The 15,778-nt window shown below is 64.8% G+C and carries 13 protein-coding genes and 1 pseudogene; 2 read left to right on the plus strand and 12 right to left on the minus strand.

Annotation, left to right across the window (positions count from 1 at the left end; all coding sequences use genetic code 11):
• From EN914_RS39090 to EN914_RS04760, 6 genes and pseudogenes are all read right to left on the minus strand, one after another.
• Positions 1-165, minus strand: a pseudogene (locus EN914_RS39090) (MarR family transcriptional regulator); the annotation flags it as partial.
• Positions 162-746: an amino acid synthesis family protein gene (locus EN914_RS04740; protein ID WP_024502071.1), complete on the minus strand. Its 585-nt coding sequence runs from the start codon at positions 744-746 to the stop codon at positions 162-164. The gene EN914_RS04740 and the pseudogene EN914_RS39090, both read right to left, overlap by 4 nt.
• Complete coding sequence (locus tag EN914_RS04745) at positions 739-1,623, minus strand: UPF0280 family protein (RefSeq protein ID WP_024502070.1); 885 nt, start codon at positions 1,621-1,623, stop codon at positions 739-741. The genes EN914_RS04740 and EN914_RS04745 overlap by 8 nt, the downstream gene beginning before the upstream one ends.
• Positions 1,623-3,164: a 6-hydroxynicotinate reductase gene (locus EN914_RS04750; RefSeq protein ID WP_024502069.1), complete on the minus strand. Its 1,542-nt coding sequence runs from the start codon at positions 3,162-3,164 to the stop codon at positions 1,623-1,625. The genes EN914_RS04745 and EN914_RS04750 overlap by 1 nt, the downstream gene beginning before the upstream one ends.
• Positions 3,161-6,004 carry a molybdopterin-dependent oxidoreductase gene (locus EN914_RS04755; protein WP_024502068.1) on the minus strand — a complete coding sequence of 948 codons (2,844 nt, stop codon included), beginning with the start codon at positions 6,002-6,004 and terminating at the stop codon, positions 3,161-3,163. The genes EN914_RS04750 and EN914_RS04755 overlap by 4 nt, the downstream gene beginning before the upstream one ends.
• Positions 6,001-6,855 (minus strand): xanthine dehydrogenase family protein subunit M, encoded by an 855-nt coding sequence (locus EN914_RS04760; RefSeq protein ID WP_024502067.1) that lies wholly within the window; start codon positions 6,853-6,855, stop codon positions 6,001-6,003. Before EN914_RS04760 ends, EN914_RS04755 begins: the two co-directional genes overlap by 4 nt.
• A 257-nt stretch (positions 6,856-7,112) precedes the next feature.
• Between EN914_RS04760 and pncA the strand changes: the two genes are divergently transcribed.
• Both pncA and EN914_RS04770 read left to right on the plus strand, forming a co-directional pair.
• The gene (pncA, locus tag EN914_RS04765) at positions 7,113-7,727 is read left to right on the plus strand and encodes a bifunctional nicotinamidase/pyrazinamidase (protein WP_024502066.1); all 615 of its coding nucleotides are present in this window, start codon (positions 7,113-7,115) and stop codon (positions 7,725-7,727) included.
• A gap of 27 nt (positions 7,728-7,754) precedes the next feature.
• Positions 7,755-9,173, plus strand: coding sequence for a sodium:proton antiporter (locus EN914_RS04770; RefSeq protein WP_024502065.1), 1,419 nt, complete (start codon positions 7,755-7,757; stop codon positions 9,171-9,173).
• Here EN914_RS04770 and EN914_RS04775 read toward each other — a convergent pair whose 3' ends face one another.
• The 6 genes from EN914_RS04775 to EN914_RS04805 form a co-directional block, all read right to left on the minus strand.
• Positions 9,174-9,908, minus strand: a complete 735-nt coding sequence (locus EN914_RS04775; protein WP_024502064.1) for an ABC transporter ATP-binding protein — start codon at positions 9,906-9,908, stop codon at positions 9,174-9,176. It abuts the gene before it with no gap.
• Entirely contained in the window at positions 9,905-10,633 is a 729-nt protein-coding gene (locus tag EN914_RS04780) for an ABC transporter ATP-binding protein (RefSeq protein ID WP_024502063.1), read from the minus strand. Before EN914_RS04780 ends, EN914_RS04775 begins: the two co-directional genes overlap by 4 nt.
• A complete protein-coding gene (locus EN914_RS04785) occupies positions 10,630-11,592 on the minus strand; it encodes a branched-chain amino acid ABC transporter permease (RefSeq protein WP_024502062.1) in 963 nt (320 codons plus the stop codon). The genes EN914_RS04780 and EN914_RS04785 overlap by 4 nt, the downstream gene beginning before the upstream one ends.
• Positions 11,589-12,470 carry a branched-chain amino acid ABC transporter permease gene (locus tag EN914_RS04790; protein ID WP_013528443.1) on the minus strand — a complete coding sequence of 294 codons (882 nt, stop codon included), beginning with the start codon at positions 12,468-12,470 and terminating at the stop codon, positions 11,589-11,591. Before EN914_RS04790 ends, EN914_RS04785 begins: the two co-directional genes overlap by 4 nt.
• A 180-nt stretch (positions 12,471-12,650) precedes the next feature.
• The gene (locus EN914_RS04800; protein WP_024502061.1) at positions 12,651-13,955 is read right to left on the minus strand and encodes an ABC transporter substrate-binding protein; all 1,305 of its coding nucleotides are present in this window, start codon (positions 13,953-13,955) and stop codon (positions 12,651-12,653) included.
• Between the two features lie 128 nt (positions 13,956-14,083).
• A complete protein-coding gene (locus EN914_RS04805; protein WP_032898746.1) occupies positions 14,084-15,751 on the minus strand; it encodes a hypothetical protein in 1,668 nt (555 codons plus the stop codon).
• Between the last annotated feature and the right edge of the window lie 27 nt (positions 15,752-15,778).

Here is a 15,778-nt window from a genome sequence, read left to right on the forward strand (position 1 = left end):
CGCGAATTGCGGCGGCGTCAGATCGCCGATATGCGCGGCAAAGATCGCGACATGGCGCTGATGCGCCTTGCGCAGGATGAAGCCGACCTGCTCCTGCAGGAGGTAATCCTGGTCGTCCGGCGCCTCGACCTCGACCAGCTTGAGCAGATTGTCCTCGCCGCTCACCGCAGCCCATCCCAGGCTTTGATGTCATCGGCCGCGAGACCACCCATGCGATCGTGGATGCGCGGACCACAAGTCATGGCGAGGCAGAACAGGATCTCGTCGGGGCGCGGACCATCGGACATGCCGACTTCCATGGCGTCGAAATGGCTGCGCACATAGGCGGCGTTGATGTGGCCGAGCGGCACGTCGAGCTTCGAACCGAAAGCGCCGACCTTCTTGGCCGACGGCACGATCGCCTTGGCGTCGCCGAGCCGCTCGCGCATGGCGTAGCCGCCGGGCACATGCCAGAGCGCGCCGTGTTCCAGCTCACCTGCGGTGCCGACAATGGCGCCTTTGCCGTAGCCGTCGATCTGCTTGACGTCGCCGCCGAGCGCCGCGATCAGCCGGTCGGCGAGCAGCAGGCCGAGCGGCTTGAGATCGTCCATGGCGCTCTGCAGCTCCTCGACATAGCGCCCGGCGAACGGGTTCTTTACCAGCGCCATGGCGGCGGCACGGCGGCGCGGCACCTTGGCCACCGGCCCGCCCTCGTGAAAGATCTCTTCGGTCAGAACCGCGATCTTGCGGATCGGAAACTCAGGCATGGGCAACTTCCTCCCTCGAAGTTTCGTTGGGCGCGGCAAGCGCAACCGAGCCACTGATGCGGATCTCGCCGCCGAGAAACAGCGCCGACCCGGCAATAAGCCCCCGCCGGCGAAAATCTTCGGCGACGGCAAGGCCATTGTCCAGCGCGCGCGCCACTTCGCCAAAGGCAAGCGTGCCGACGCCTTGCGTCACCAGCCGCGAGCCGAGATCGCTGTCGGGCGACAGTTCGTGTGCGGAAATGCGCTTGATGGCGGGATTGCCGGGCAGGTCCACCGCGTTGGCGATGAGCGTCGCCGCCGCATCGGCTTCGGCGCCGGTCCGCGCCAGAACGGTGACGGCGTCGGCAATGCCAAGCGAGAAGGAGCGGCCACGCCAACCGCTGGTGGCGACGCCGCGAACGCCATCTTCCGCGCGGATCGTGATCCGGTCGGCCATGCCGTTGCCGGTACCGGCTACCGCCAGACCCATCGACTGGCCCTTGCCGATATGGAGCGCGCAGTCGCCGCCATTGTTGACATAGGCGCGCTCGATCTTGCGACCGGCAAGCAATGCGGCGAGCATTTCGTCGGCTACCGATCCCGCGACGGCCGCCATCGGAGTTATAAAGCATTCCGCCAGGGGCGTGACGGCGGCCTCCATGCGGCGCGCCGTCGGGCCGGCGAAGGTGCGCGGCGCCAGGAAAAACGCCGGCAGCCGCAATTCGGGGAGTTCCTCGACCAGCTCCACCAGGATCGTCTGGAACCGCGCTATGGCCTGTTCATAGGCTCGGCGGCATTCATCCGCCTCACCAAAAACCTCGACGATCAGGTCGATCGGTCCGTGGTTGAGATGCAGCCGCTTGCCGTCCTGCAGCCAATGCGCTTGCGGGCCTTGCATCACCCGGCCCCGTTCGAGCCGGCACGACGTAGCTGCGCGAGTGGCGGCCATGGATTGTTGGTTTCGGCGCCTGTGCCGCGGCGCGGATTCAGGTACTCACCGCCTTTTGCGACAATATCCTCGACGCTGCGGATCTCGGCCTCGTACCCGCCGAGCCTGACATAGTCGTCGCGGCGCAGCGTGAATTCGATCGGCGCCACCAGCGCCGGTGTAGGCACATAGCCGAAGGCGCCTTCCGGCACCCGTGTGACATCGACCATCAGCGTGATGCCGCCGCCCGGCCAGACATAGACCGGCGCGCCGCCGACCGTGACATAGGTGGTCAGGCCCTGAACCGAGCGGGTGAGATTGACCGGGTTTTCGGTGACGCCGGCGCGCAGCGAACCGCCGGCGCCGCCGATGAACAGCACCGTGCACAAAGCCGGCTCGCAATTGTCCTCGATCAGGCCGACCGATTTTTGCAGCCGTTCCGGAAACGGTTTTTGCACCGGCTTCAACTCGTCGTCGAGCTCGTAATAGGCGAATTGCTCGCCGGTGGTCGAAACCATCAGCAGCGACAGGCCCGGCCGCGCACCCTTCTTGGCGTTCCACTCGCCAAGGATCGACAGCGGGTCTGAAATGCTGGTGCCGCCCCAGCCGACGCCTGGCTCGGACACCTTGAAATAGCGGCCCGGCGTCGAACGGCGGCCGATGATCTTTATCCCTGTGTCCTGCCAGCCCAGCACCTTGCCGGCCTGATGCTCGGAAACGACGCCGGTGATGTGGTCGTCGACCACCACCACCTCGTCGACAAGGCCGCGCCATTGCGTGGCGAACATGCCGATGGTCGCCGAGCCGCAGCCGACGCGCATGCGATGTTCCTGCTTGCCGTCGATGACAGGCGCTTTGCCGGCTTCGACTGTTATGGTGGCGCCGCCGTCGATGGCGAGTTCCACCGGCTTGCGGTTGCACAGATTGAGCAGCGCGTCGCAGGTGGCGCGTCCTTCGGCCTTCGAGCCGCCGGTCAGATGATGCACGCCGCCCAGCGACAGCATCTGCGAGCCATACTCGCCCGTCGTGACATGGCCGATTGCCTCGCCTTGCGATCGCACAATAGCCGTCTCGGGTCCGATATGCCGGTCGGTGTCGATCTTCACCTTGACGCCGCAGTAAGAAAAAATGCCTTCCGTGACGACGGTGACGAGATCGACGCCTTCGACTTCCTGGCTGACGATGAACGGCGCCGGCTTGTAGTCGGGATAGGTGGTGCCGGCACCGATGGCGGTGACGAAGCGGCGGCCGGTGTTGACCAGTTCGCCGTCCCATTGTTCGCCCTCGGCGACGAACGGCACGATTGCCGCGCCGGCCTCGGCCGCATGGTCGAGGATGGTCAGCGGGTCCATCCGCACGATCCTGCCGCCGACATTGCCGTAGCGGTCGCAGGCGCCGGTGCGCCCATCTGATATGTAGCACATCACCGGGCAGGCATCGCAGCGGATCTTCTCCGCCACCAGCTTCTCGCCGGGATCATGGGTCTCGAAGCGTTCGGCAAGCTCGCTCATCGGCGTGCCTCCTTTTCGCGGATGCCATCTCTTTCGCGGATGCCAGCGCGGATACGCGTCGGCGTCGCCGGAACCTTGGTGATCAGAACGCCGGTGGCGTGGCGGATGGCGTTGAGGATTGCCGGCGCCGTCGGGATCAGCACATGCTCGCCCAAACCCTTGGCCCCAAAGGGTCCTTCCGGATCCGGAACTTCTATCAGGATGGTCTCGATCGGCGGCACGTCGCCAATGGTCGGGATGAGATAATCGTGCAGATTCTCCGTGCGGCCGGGGATGTACTCTTCCATCAGCGCCATGCCGATGCCTTGCGCGATACCGCCTTCGATCTGGCCTTCGGCCAGCAGCGGGTTGATCGCCTTGCCCACATCATGCGCGGCGGTGATCTTGATCAGCTTCACCGTGCCGAGCTTGAGATCGACCTCCAACTCGGCAATCTGCGCGCCATAGCCGTAAACGGCGTAGGGTTTGCCCTGGCCCTTGGCATCGAGGGGCAGCGTCGGCGGGTCGTAGCTCTCCTCGGCACGGAAGACGAAGCCCTGGGCATCCAGGTCCAACGTCGTGAGATCGATGCGGCGGGTGGCTTCTCCCTCGCGGATGACGATCGCCGGGCCGTCGAGTTGGAGAGCGGCTTTTTCCGAAACATTGGCGAAACGCAGAATCTTTTCACGCAAGGCGCGGCCGGCCTTCTCGGCCGCCTTGCCGGTGACGAAGGTCTGGCGCGAGGCCGATGTCTTGCCGGCATCGGGAGTAATTGATGTATCGGCGCTCTTCAGCTGGAATCTCTCCAGCGGCAGGCCGAGTGCGTCGGCGCAGATCTGGGCGATGACCGTGTTCGAACCCTGGCCGATATCGACCGCGCCCTGGTGCAGGATGACCGTGCCGCCGGCCGCGATGCCGACCCGGATGGTCGACGGATTGGGCAGCGAGGTGTTGCCGCAGCCATACCAGCAGGACGCGACGCCGACGCCGCGCTTTCTATCTGTGTTGGCACTGTTGAATGCCTCCGCATCGGCCGCCGCGCGCGCCCAATGCGGCTGTAGCGATTCGAGGCATTCGGCAATGCCGACGCCGGAGTCCAGAAGCTGTCCTGTGACCGTTTCGGAGCCGTTACGAAGGCAATTCTTCAAGCGAAAATCGAGCCTGTCCATGCCGAGCTTGCCGGCCAGCTCATCATAGAGGGTCTCCTGCATGATCGTCGCTTGCGGCACGCCGAAGCCGCGGAAGGCGCCGGAGATCGGCCCATGCGTATGGATGGCGCGGCCTTCGGCGCGGTAGTTCGGCGTCGCGTAGGGTCCGGAGGCGTGCACCGGCACGCGGTTGGCCACGGTAGGGCCCCAGCTTGCATAGGCGCCGGTGTTGAAATCGCCTTCAAAAATCATGCCGGTGACAAGGCCGTCGGCATCGGCGCCGATGGTCGCTTTCATCTCGGCCGGATGGCGCTTGGTGGTCGACATCATCGATTCGGTGCGGGTGTAGGCAAGTGCCGCCGGCCGCCCTGTCTTCATCGCCACAAGGCCGATCAGCGGCTGCAGCGAGACGTCGAGCTTCGAGCCGAAACCGCCGCCGGTCGCGGTCGGCACGATGCGCACCTTGTCGACGGCAAGGCCGAGCACCTTCGCCGTCTCGTCGCGGTCCATATAGGGCGCCTGGGTGCAGGCGACGACGACCAGCGTGTCGCCGTCCACATAGGCATAGCCGGCTTCCGGTTCGATATAGGCGTGCTCGACATAGGAGGTGTCGATGACGCCGGAAACCGTGAACGCTGCACCGGCAAGGGCCCCTTCCGGATCGCCGCGTTCGACGAAGCCGGAGGTCAGCAGGTTTGCCGGTCTGTTCTCATGGATGAGCTTGGCACCGCCGGCGCGCGCTTCGCAGGATTGGAGAACATGCGGCAATTCGGTCCAGCGGATCGGAAAATCCGAGAGGTCGATATCGAGCATCGCCTCGCGCTCGCCAGCGACCAACGCCACCGCCTCACCGCGAAGGCGGGCAAACCCTTCGGCCAGTGCCGGCTGGTCGGCGAACGGGCCGATGACGCCGAAACAGTTTTTTCCCGGAATGTCGGCTGCGGTGAAGACGCCGGCAACGCCGGGATGTGCCTTCGCCCAGCCATCGAGGTCACCGAAGGCGAAGCTGGCGTGATAATGCGGAGAGCGGACCACCAGCACCGCCAGTGCATCGGCGGGGAAGGAATCGCTGCCGAATTTCTCAGCCCCGGTGACTTTCGGCACGCCATCGAGCCGGATGGGCGAGGAACCGATCGCGTGGCCTGACCGGGGCAAGCGGAAATCCAGGCTTGCTGCCTGCAGGGAGGCATCCATCACTGCGGCAATGATCTTCCGGTAGCCGGTGCAGCGGCACAGAATTCCGCCGAGCGCGTCCTGTACCTCGACCTCGGTGGGGCTCGCCTTCTTCTCCAGCAGAGCCGTCGCCGCAACCAACAGAGCGGGCGTGCAAATCCCGCACTGCGCCGCGCCATGGGCAAGGAAAGAGGCCTGCAACGTCGACAGCGTCGACAGCCGGCCGTTGGCAAGCCCTTCAACTGTCGTCACCGATACGCCGGCAGCGGACGCCGCCGACATCAGGCAGGCGCAGACGGGATCGCCGTCGACCAGCACCGTACAGGCGCCGCAATCGCCGGCATCGCAGCCGACCTTGGTGCCGGTCAGCCCCAGTTCGTCGCGCAGCACCAGGGACAGTCGGCGCAGCGGCGGCACATTGACCGATACGGCGCTGCCATTGACCTCGAAGGCGATGTCAACGCGCTCCGGGCCGCGAGCAGGCCGAACGGCGCCCAGGTCGGGCACTGCTTCACGCACGTCAGGTTGAACCTGGCTCATGCCGCCACCTCTTCGCCAGTCGTCCGCCCCACAGCCGCAAGCACGGCGCGGGCAACAATCTCGCGCACTGCATCAAGCCGGTATTCGGCGCTGCCGCGCACATCGGCGATCGGCGACAGTTCGCTCATCGGCGCGGACAGGACCGCATCGGCAAGCTCGCCATCCACCGGCAGCCCGCACAACGCGGCTTCGACGCCGGCCAGCCGCTTGGCCACCACCGAACAGGAGCCGGCCGCGACCGCCGCTTGCCGGACGGTGCCATTGTCGACGGCCAGACGTGCCGCCACCATGGCAATGGAAATGACGAGGTAGCGCCGGGCGCCGAGCTTGACGAAAGCCGACGTGCCGCTGGGCTTCGGCACGCGGATCGCCGTGACCATCTCACCGGGCAGCAGAGCCGTGCGGCGATTGCCGAGAATGAAGTCCTGCAACGGCAGGTGCCGCGTCGCTGCCACCGAGCGCAGCTCGACCTCGGCATCGAGGACGAGCAGGGCCGGCACGCCGTCGGCGGCAGGCGAGGCGTTGCAGAGATTGCCGGCGACCGAGGCGACGTTCTGGATCTGCGCCGAGCCGACCTCTCGCGCCGCCTGCTTCAGCGCCTCGAAGGCCGGCGGCAAGGGATGGCGGACGATGTCGGTCCAGGTCGTGCGCGCGCCGATGACGAAATGGTCGCTCGTCTCGGCAATGCCGCAAAGCGCCGCCAGGCCGTTAACGTCGAGAACATTGTCGCGGATCGGTTTGCTGCCCTGTGCCGGATAGAAATCGGTGCCGCCGGCAAGGATGCGCCAGGCGCCCTCGCCAAGCAAAGCGAGCGCTTCGTCGACCGAGGTGGGTTTCGCGTAACGGATCACGCTTTGCCTTCCCGAAAAGAGGCCTTCCAGAGCTGGTACTTAGAAAGATCCTTCCAGCACAGGGTCGGAAAATTCATTCGTATGCAAATGATATCAAGCTGGCAGGATTTGTCAAAGCCGGAGTTTGCCGCGGCGCCGCCGGCACGCATTTGTTATGGCTTGAGAGGTTGACGCGGCCGGCCATCTGGTCAAGTTTCTGCGTCCGGTCGCGTCAGCGGCATTTTCCACTGGAGCCTGCATACGGAAGAGGAAAGCCCATGGCCGACGAAGCGCTTGTCGTCATCGACCTGCAGAACGATTTTTGTCCCGGCGGCGCGCTGGCGGTTGCCGGCGGCGACGAGATCGTGCCGCTGGTCAACGACCTGATCCGGCGAACCGACCATGTCGTGCTGACGCAGGACTGGCATCCCGCCGGTCACTCCAGCTTTGCTTCCAGCCATCCGGGCGCGCAGCCCTTCACCATGATCGAAATGCCGTACGGCCAGCAGACGCTGTGGCCGGACCACTGCATCCAGGGCAGCCTGGGCTCGGATTTCCATTCCGGCCTCGCCTGGACCAAGGCCGAGCTCGTCATTCGCAAGGGATTTCGGCCTGATATCGACAGCTACTCGGCCTTCTTCGAGAACGACCGCACGACCCAGACCGGCCTTGCCGGCTACCTCCGGGAGCGCGGCATCGACACGCTGACCCTGGTCGGGCTGGCGACCGATTTCTGCGTCGGCTTTTCGGCGCTGGATGCCGTCAGCCAGGGCTTCAAAACCACACTGCGGCTGGATGCCTGCCGCGGCATCGATCTCAACGGTTCGCTCCATGCCATGCTGCAGCGCATGCGCGACGCCGGCGTGAGGCTCGAAGACCCTTTGTCGGACTGACGGATCGTGAGGCGCAAGAGGGGCTTTTTGTGGGTCGCGACGAAGGCGGCAATCGTCGTGGCCGTGCTGTTTCCGGCACAGGCTTTCGGGGCGGAGGAACACGGCCTGCCCGGCGCTTCGATGTCGCTGTGGTGGGCGCTGCCCTTTGCCGGGCTGCTGTTGTCGATCGCCACTGGTCCGCTGCTGTTTCTTCATGTCTGGGAGCATCACTACGGCAAGATCGCGGCCCTTTGGGGCGCTCTGGTGATCCTGCCGCTGGCGGTTGCCTTCGGTGTCCCCACAGCGACCGAAGCGGTGCTGCATGCGTTGCTCACCGAATACATGTCGTTCATCATCCTGCTGTTTGCGCTGTTCACCATTTCCGGCGGCATTCTCCTTGCCGGCAACATTCACGGCACGCCGCTGGTGAATGCCGGCCTGCTGCTGGTCGGCGCGCTGCTGGCCTCGGTGATCGGCACGACCGGTGCCTCGATGATCCTGATCCGGCCGATCATCCGCGCCAACGATAACAGGCCGTTCAACGCCCATGTCGTTATCTTCTTCATCTTCCTGGTGTCCAACATCGGCGGCTCGCTGACGCCGCTTGGCGATCCGCCGCTGTTCGTCGGCTTCCTGCGCGGCGTCGACTTCTTCTGGACGACGACGAACCTCTGGCGCGAGACGCTGTTCGTCGGCGGTGTCGTGCTGGGCGTTTTTCTGGTGATCGACATCATCCTGCACCGGCGCGAGGCTGGCGCGCCGAAGATCAAGGACCCGACACCGGATACCAAGGTGCGCCTGCGCGGCCTGGCCAACCTTCCGCTGCTGGCGGGGGTGATCGGCGCCATCCTACTATCGGCGGCTTGGAAGCCGGGCGTCAGCTTCTCCGTGTTCGGCGTCAGCCTGGAACTGCAGAATCTGGTGCGCGACGCCATGATCCTGGCGCTCGCCCTCGTTTCACTTGTCATTTCGCGCAAGGAATACCGCGAGGCCAATGGCTTCAACTGGGGTCCGATAGCAGAGGTGGCCAAATTGTTTGCCGGCATCTTCATCTGCATCGTGCCGGTCATCGCCATCCTCAGGGCAGGCCATGAGGGTGCGCTGGCGCCGCTGGTGTCGCTTGTGAGTTCTTCCTCCGGCCAACCCAACGATCTCGCCTATTTCTGGCTGACCGGGGCGCTGTCATCCTTCCTCGACAATGCGCCGACTTATCTGGTGTTCTTCGAGCTTGCCGGCGGTGACCCCCGGCACCTGATGACGGAGTTCGCTTCGACGCTTGCCGCGATCTCGGCCGGCGCGGTGTTCATGGGCGCCAACACCTATATCGGCAATGCGCCGAACTTCATGGTCTACGCCATCGCCCGACATCGCGGCGTGAAGATGCCGGGCTTTTTCGGCTATATGGCATGGTCGGGCCTGGTGCTGATCCCGACATTTTTGGTAGCGGGTTTTCTGTTCTTCGGCTGATCAACCCACGCCGACATAACGGCGCACCGCTGACGGATCGGCGCGCAGTTCTTGGACATCGACCGTCTCGCGGTTGCGGCCGTTTTCGACGAAGGCAACGCGGTCGGCGACAGAAAGCACTGCATCGACCCGTTGTTCGACCAGGATGGTCGACACGCCCATGTCACGCAGCGTCGACACCGTCTCGCGGATCTTGGCGATCATCGACGGCATCAGCCCTTCGGTCGGCTCGTCGAGCAATAGCACCTGCGGTTCGAGGCAGAGTGCACGCGCCATCGCCAGCATCTGCTGTTCGCCGCCGGACAGTGTGCCGGAACGCTGCCGCAGCCGCTGGCGCAGCAATGGAAAGAGGTCGAGCACGTTTTCACGCGTCGCCTTGCCCTTGCCGCGCGCCATCAGGCCGATCTCGATGTTTTCCGCCACCGTCATTTCGGCGAACAGTCGCCTTCCCTGCGGCACATAGGCGACGCCGGCCTTGGGCACCTCATGCGCCGGCAGGCCGGTCAACTCCTTGCCATCGAGCCTGATCGAGCCGGCGCTCGAGGGAACCAGCCCCATGATGGCCTTGAGTGTCGTCGTCTTGCCGGCTCCATTGCGGCCGAACAGGCACAGCACCTCGCCTTTGTTCAGCACCAGGTCGAGGCCATAGAGCACCTGGACCTCGCCATAGAAGCAGTCGAGCCCCGAAATGGTGAGTGCTTGAGGCGTGGCCTCGGCCTGGTTTGCCTCGGTCATGGGGCAGTCCCCAGATAGGCTTCCTGCACCGCCGCGTTTTCGCGGATCGCTTCGGGCGTGCCTTCGGCGAGGATCTTGCCGGCATTGAAGACAGTGATGCGGTCGGCCAGCTGCATGACGACAGGCATGTTGTGCTCGATCAGAAGCACGGTGGCATTCTTGGCGATCTCGCGCACCAGGGTGACGAAATTGTCGATCTCGCTGTCGGCCAGCCCTTGCGTCGGCTCGTCGAGGATCAGCAGGCGCGGCTTCAGCGCCAGGCCCATCGCCACTTCCAGCAGGCGCTGATGGCCGTAGGACAACTGCCCGGCCGGCATGTGGGCGCGATCGGCCAGGCCGGTGCGTTCGAGTGCGGTCATGACAGCGGCCTGTATCGCGCTCCTGGAATGGCTGCCATGCCGCAGCGTCAGTTGCGCGGGCAGCGCGACGTTGGCGTAGACGGACAGGTTGGCATAGACGCTGGTGAGCTGGAAGGTGTAGGCGATCCCCCTGCGGACCCTGACATAGGCAGGCAGATTGGTGATGTCGGCGCCGTCGAAGACGATCATGCCGGCAGACGGCTGGATGCGGCCGCTGACCAGGCTGACGAAGGTGGTCTTCCCCGCTCCATTGGGGCCGATCACGGCGCGGATTTCGCCCGGCATCAAGGAGAAATCCACACGGTCGACGGCACGCAGGCCGCCGAAGTCGCGAGAAAGGCCCTTGGTGGTCAAAAGCGGCATCATGGCAGCCACCCGAGCCAGCGCTGCCTAATGCTGCCCAGAATGCCTTTGGGGAAAAACAGCACAAGCAGGATCAGCGCGATGCCCACAATCAGCAGATAGGCGGAGGTGTAGCCGCTGGTGATATCGATGACATAGTACATGAACAGCGTGCCGATCAGCGGCCCGAGCGTTGTTGCAGCACCGCCCAGCAGCGCCCACAGCAGCGGCAGGATCGAATATTGCACCGACGCGAAGCTCGATCCGACATAGCCGAACAGCAGCGCATAGGCGGCACCCGAGGCCGCGCAGATGATGCCGGAGATGACGACGGCGGCGAGCTTGTTCGAAAACGTGTCGTAGCCGAGCATCTTCGTGCGCTCCTCATTTTCGCGGATGGCGACCAGCACGCGGCCATAGCGGGAGCGGACGATGCCCAATGTGACGAGCAGCACGATCGAAAACAGCGCCAGCGCTGTCATGTAGCGAACGGTCGGATTGGTGAGCTCGAGCGATGTCGCGCCGAAGCTGAGCACACGGGCCGGCTGCGGCACGACCATGCCCTGGTCGCCGCCGGTCCACGTCGCGAAGTAGAGGATGAGGAGGTAGAACACTTGCGCGAACATCATGGTGACGATCATGAAGGCGACGCCCGTGGTGCGCAGCGCCAGCAGGCCGATCACGAGTGACACAACAACACCACAGGCAAGCCCGGCGGCGAACGCCGCTGGTACGCTCCAGCCGAGCTGGATGACGGCAAGGCCGGCGCCATAGAGCCCGGCGGCAAAGAACATGGCATGGCCGAGGCTGAGCAGGCCGACATAGCCGAACAGCATGTTGTAGCCCATGGCGAACACCGCCAGCACCATGATGCGGGCGAGCAGGCCGTGATAGTATTCCGGCAGAAGGAAGCTCAGCACGAAAAGCAGCCCGACGACGCCGAGATGCAGGGCATAGGCTTTTACCGGCGAAGCTTCGCTCATCGCGACCTCGTCCCGAACAAGCCTTGCGGACGGAACACCAGCACCATGGCGACCAGCAGCGTGGCGATGATCTTGGCCAGCGTCGGCGAGAAGAACATCGAGATGATGCCGTCGGAGAGACCGATCAGCACGGCGGCGACGACCGTGCCGCGCAGCGAGCCGAGGCCGCCGATGATGACGACGATGAAGGAGAGCAGCAGCGGGTCCTGCCCCATCAGATAATGCGCCTGGCTGATCGGCACGATCAGCACTGCGGCAATAGCCGCCAGCATGGCGCCAAGCGCGAAGACGCCGCCATAGACGCGGCCGACGGGGATGCCGAAGGCCTGCGCCGTCTCGCTGTCATACTGCGTGGCGCGCATGACGAGGCCGATCCTGGTGCGCGTCAGCACCAGCCATGTCGCGGTGAGCAGCAGCGCGGAGGCGGCGATGACAGACAGTTTGTAGCCGGAGTAGCCGAACCACGGCAAAAGGATACGGTAGCTGAACGGCGGCTCCACCGGCCGCGCCTCCGGACCGTAGAAGGTCAGCGCCAGCTGCTGGATGATGTAGAGCATGCCGATGGTGGCGACGATGGTGGCTTCCGGATTGTAGTTGAGCCGGCGCAGCACCAGCCGTTCGGCGACCAGCGCAATGGCGCCGACGATCAGCGGAGCAATCACAAGTGCGGCCAGGAAGCCGAGCGCGGGATGGCCGCCAATGGCTGTGGTGATCGCCCAGGCGAGCACGGCGCCCAGCATGAAGAACTCACCATGCGCGACATTGACCACCCGCATGACGCCGAACACCAAGGACAGGCCGAGCGCGGTCAGCGCCAGCACGGCTGAGGTGACGAGGCCTTCGAGGGCGGCGAGGAGGAGGTGGGGACCGAAGTGCATGCTACACGCCCAGCGATAGCGCAATCGCGCCCCTTGCGGGGGGTGAGGAGTGGTCCGCGCAGCGGACGGAAAGCCAATTGCTTGGCTTTCCGAACGACGAACGCCCGGAGCGACAGCGAAGGGCCGGGTCCGGCAGGACAGAGGGGGGCGGCCTGGCGCTCACGCTTGTGCTGGAGCAGCTCACAGCGCCTGCGTCGTATAATCCCCTTCGGCCTCGTAAAGTCCGTCCTCGATCTTGGTCTTGTGCACGACCTTGAGCTTGCCGCCTTCGATCTTGGAGATGTTCTGGATGCCAAAGCACTGGTGGATCTTGCCGTTGAAGGTCTTCGGTCCCTGCGGATGTTCCGGACCTTCGGCGAATTCGGTCAGCGCCTCGGTCGCCTCGACCAGCTTGGCGCGGTCTTCCGGTCCCTTGTAGCCGGCGTCCTCCATCGCCTTCTTGACGACGTAGAGCGTTTCCCAGCAGCCGAACATGTGGGCGGCGGTGGAGACGTCCTTGGGGTCGCCGACGGCGGCGCCATTGTCGTCGATGCCGACAGCAGCGCGATAGGCCTTCTGCGCCTCGGAATCATCGGCCTGCGCATAGCGCGGCGAGCCTTCCCAGAAATGGCTGCCATCGAGGAATTCGAGGCCGGGGCTGTTGATGTCGGTGGCTTCGAGCGAATCGATGAAGCCGAACAATTGCGGCCGGTTGGAGCCGTAGAACTCACCAAGCTCCTTGACGAAGGTGAGCACGGCCGGGCCGACCATGACGTGGTAGATCACCTCGGTCTCGGCCGGGATCTGCGGAAAATACTTGGTGAAGGACGATTCCGTCGGCGGGATGGCGATCTGCGCGATGACCTCGCCGCCTTGCGCCTTCAGCGCCGGCGGCAGGTAGTCGCGGTGGTCGTAGCCGAAGGCGAAATCCGGGAAGATCTGCGTCACCTTCTTGCCGGCGTTAGCCGCGATCCACGGGGCCATCGACTGGATCTGGCTCTTCACGTCGGTGATGCCGGGCTGGAAGACATAGCGGTTCAGCTTGGTCGAGGCGACGTGATGGCCTTCGCTGACGACGAAATAGGGCATCTTGTTTTCGCCGGCGGCGGGCGCCGAGCCGATGACGACATGTGAAAACAGCGTACCGAAGACGATGTCGGTCTTGTGCTGGGTGGCGAACTTGCCGACCACCTCGGCGCCACGGCCGGGATCGGTGCCGTCATCCTCGATGATCACGTCGACCTGACGGCCATTGATGCCGCCGGCGGCATTGATCGCCTTGACCGCGGCAGCTGTGGTCTTTTCGTACCAGCGGCCATAGGCGGCGCCGATGCCGGTTCGGTGCGACTGGAAGCCGATCTTGATCGGCGCCGAACTCTGCGCCTGGGAATAGCGGACGAAGCCAGGGGCAAGGCCGAGGCCGGCGCCTGCGGCCAGACCCTTCAGTGCGGTGCGGCGGGTGAGCGTGGATCTGGAGAGATCGAAAAACCCATTCTTGTCAGTCACGGCAGTTCCCCTGTTTTTGAGTTTTGACTGGCTGCAACGAGGCAAAAAATCGCATGTGTACAAACTAAATCACCAAAGCCCCGACGTGGCAAGCGGGCTTTCCCCGAAGGCATGCTGGTCGCCTTTTCTCATCCGACAGTCGGCGTGGCAAGCAACCAGAGGCCGAAGACGGTGTAGGCGATCATCAGCAAGGTAAGCGGGAACTGGCTGAGGGCCGCGCGGGAGGGCTGTGGGTGCAGGCGCCAGGCGAAGCCGTGAGCGACGAGGACGGCGAGCACATGGCCCAGGATGATGGCGCCGGCCTGGATATTCCACAGCCACCACGCAGAGTCCGCCCCCGCAACGATGCCGGCCTCGATCTGCATATCGGCGGTGCCGAACAGGTTCCAGCCCATCGCGAACGGATCGGAAAGTGCCGCAAGCGCATATTGGCCGTCGACGAGCAGCGCCGTCAGATAATGCGCAATGTGATAGGCAAGCGCGATCGGCACGATCGACCACACCAGCTGACCGGCCGCCTGGTTAAGAATGTGGTCGCTGCCGGCAAGACGTTGGCCGAGCCAGACGGCAAGCAGGAACACCGCCGCCAGCAGCGCGAATGTCAGGATCAGCCCGAAAGTGCCGCTGCCGATCAGCGCCGTGCGGCCGGGAAATTCGAGCGGGTTGATGGCGAACAGGCCGAGCCAGAAGAAGGTTTTCGACAGGCCGTCGAAGGACACCGACGACAGGGCGAGCAGCAGGAAAGCCATGCCGCTGGCCGGCAAGGGCTCCGCGGCCAGCAGCTTGGCGCCCGGCCAGCACAGGGCAAGCCGGCCACGTTCGTTCCGTACCACAATTGCGAAACGCGCCACCATGGAGAAGAAGACCGTCAGGAATTCGCCGCTGCGGCTCCAGCCGCGATAGCCGAACGCCAGTATGGCGAGGAAAGAGAATAGCCAGTAGAGGCCGGCGGCCACGGCCAGACGCGCCGGATCGTCGGGCGCCGGATCGATGAGTTCGAACCAGGCAAAGGCGAAGAACAAGATGGCCGCAGGCCAGCAGCCGACCCATCGGGGCAGGCGCCATGTCCCGGTCCCGAACAGGCGCGAGGCGATACGCCATGGTCCATACCAGGGGTTCAGCCATGACCAGAGATCGCCGAAGAGGCCTTGCAACAGCGTGACGCCGGCCCACAAAAGGGTCCAGATCACCAGAGGCAGCGGGTTTGAAAGCGGGTCGCGGCTGCCGAAAAGGCCGGCGGCGATGAGAATTGCAAAGCCGGCAAAGGATATCAGGCTGATGGCGGCGCGGGCGCTGTCGCCGAAGGTGAACAGCGGCAGGCGTCGGCGCCAGAAGCGGTCAAGCGAAGCCGCCGGCAGCAGCGCCAGGACGAGGAAGCTGATCGCCACGGCGAAAGCGCCTCCGGCCAGATAGTAGCCGGTCGGCAACAGCAGGACGTGGCCCCGGTCGGAGGCGTGTGCGCAGGCGGGGGCGGGCAATACGAGCGATACGGCTGTAAGCAACAATGCCAACGATAGATGACGGCACCCTGCGGCGCCCCCCTCTGTCCTGCCGGACCCGGCCCTTCGCCGTCGCTCCGGGCGTTCGTCGTTCGGAAAGCCAAGCAATTGGCTTTCCGTCCGCTGCGCGGACCACTCCTCACCCCCCGCAAGGGGGGAGATTGGCAGTTCGCTCGATCGGCGCTTTTCATTGGGCGTCGAAAATTGGCGAAAGCGGAGATGACGTCCAATCTCCCCCCTTGAGGGGGAGATGTCCGGCAGGACAGAGGGGGGCGCCAAGGAACTCGGCCTATCCAAGAGCCCCACCACCCCACCCCCCACCCC

Origin of the sequence: Mesorhizobium sp. M7A.F.Ca.CA.001.08.2.1 (assembly GCF_003998455.1) — a bacterium.
Classification (GTDB): Bacteria; Pseudomonadota; Alphaproteobacteria; order Rhizobiales; family Rhizobiaceae; genus Mesorhizobium; species Mesorhizobium ciceri.

What these genes read in the sequence shown, in the direction of transcription:
- EN914_RS04740 (WP_024502071.1), bottom strand. Translation starts at nt 746, where the DNA reads ATGCCTGAGTTTCCGATCCGCAAGATCGCGGTTCTGACCGAAGAGATC.
- EN914_RS04745 (WP_024502070.1), bottom strand. Translation starts at nt 1,623, where the DNA reads ATGCAAGGCCCGCAAGCGCATTGGCTGCAGGACGGCAAGCGGCTGCAT.
- EN914_RS04750 (WP_024502069.1), bottom strand. Translation starts at nt 3,164, where the DNA reads ATGAGCGAGCTTGCCGAACGCTTCGAGACCCATGATCCCGGCGAGAAG.
- EN914_RS04755 (WP_024502068.1), bottom strand. Translation starts at nt 6,004, where the DNA reads ATGAGCCAGGTTCAACCTGACGTGCGTGAAGCAGTGCCCGACCTGGGC.
- pncA (WP_024502066.1), top strand. Translation starts at nt 7,113, where the DNA reads ATGGCCGACGAAGCGCTTGTCGTCATCGACCTGCAGAACGATTTTTGT.
- EN914_RS04775 (WP_024502064.1), bottom strand. Translation starts at nt 9,908, where the DNA reads ATGACCGAGGCAAACCAGGCCGAGGCCACGCCTCAAGCACTCACCATT.
- EN914_RS04780 (WP_024502063.1), bottom strand. Translation starts at nt 10,633, where the DNA reads ATGATGCCGCTTTTGACCACCAAGGGCCTTTCTCGCGACTTCGGCGGC.
- EN914_RS04785 (WP_024502062.1), bottom strand. Translation starts at nt 11,592, where the DNA reads ATGAGCGAAGCTTCGCCGGTAAAAGCCTATGCCCTGCATCTCGGCGTC.
- EN914_RS04790 (WP_013528443.1), bottom strand. Translation starts at nt 12,470, where the DNA reads ATGCACTTCGGTCCCCACCTCCTCCTCGCCGCCCTCGAAGGCCTCGTC.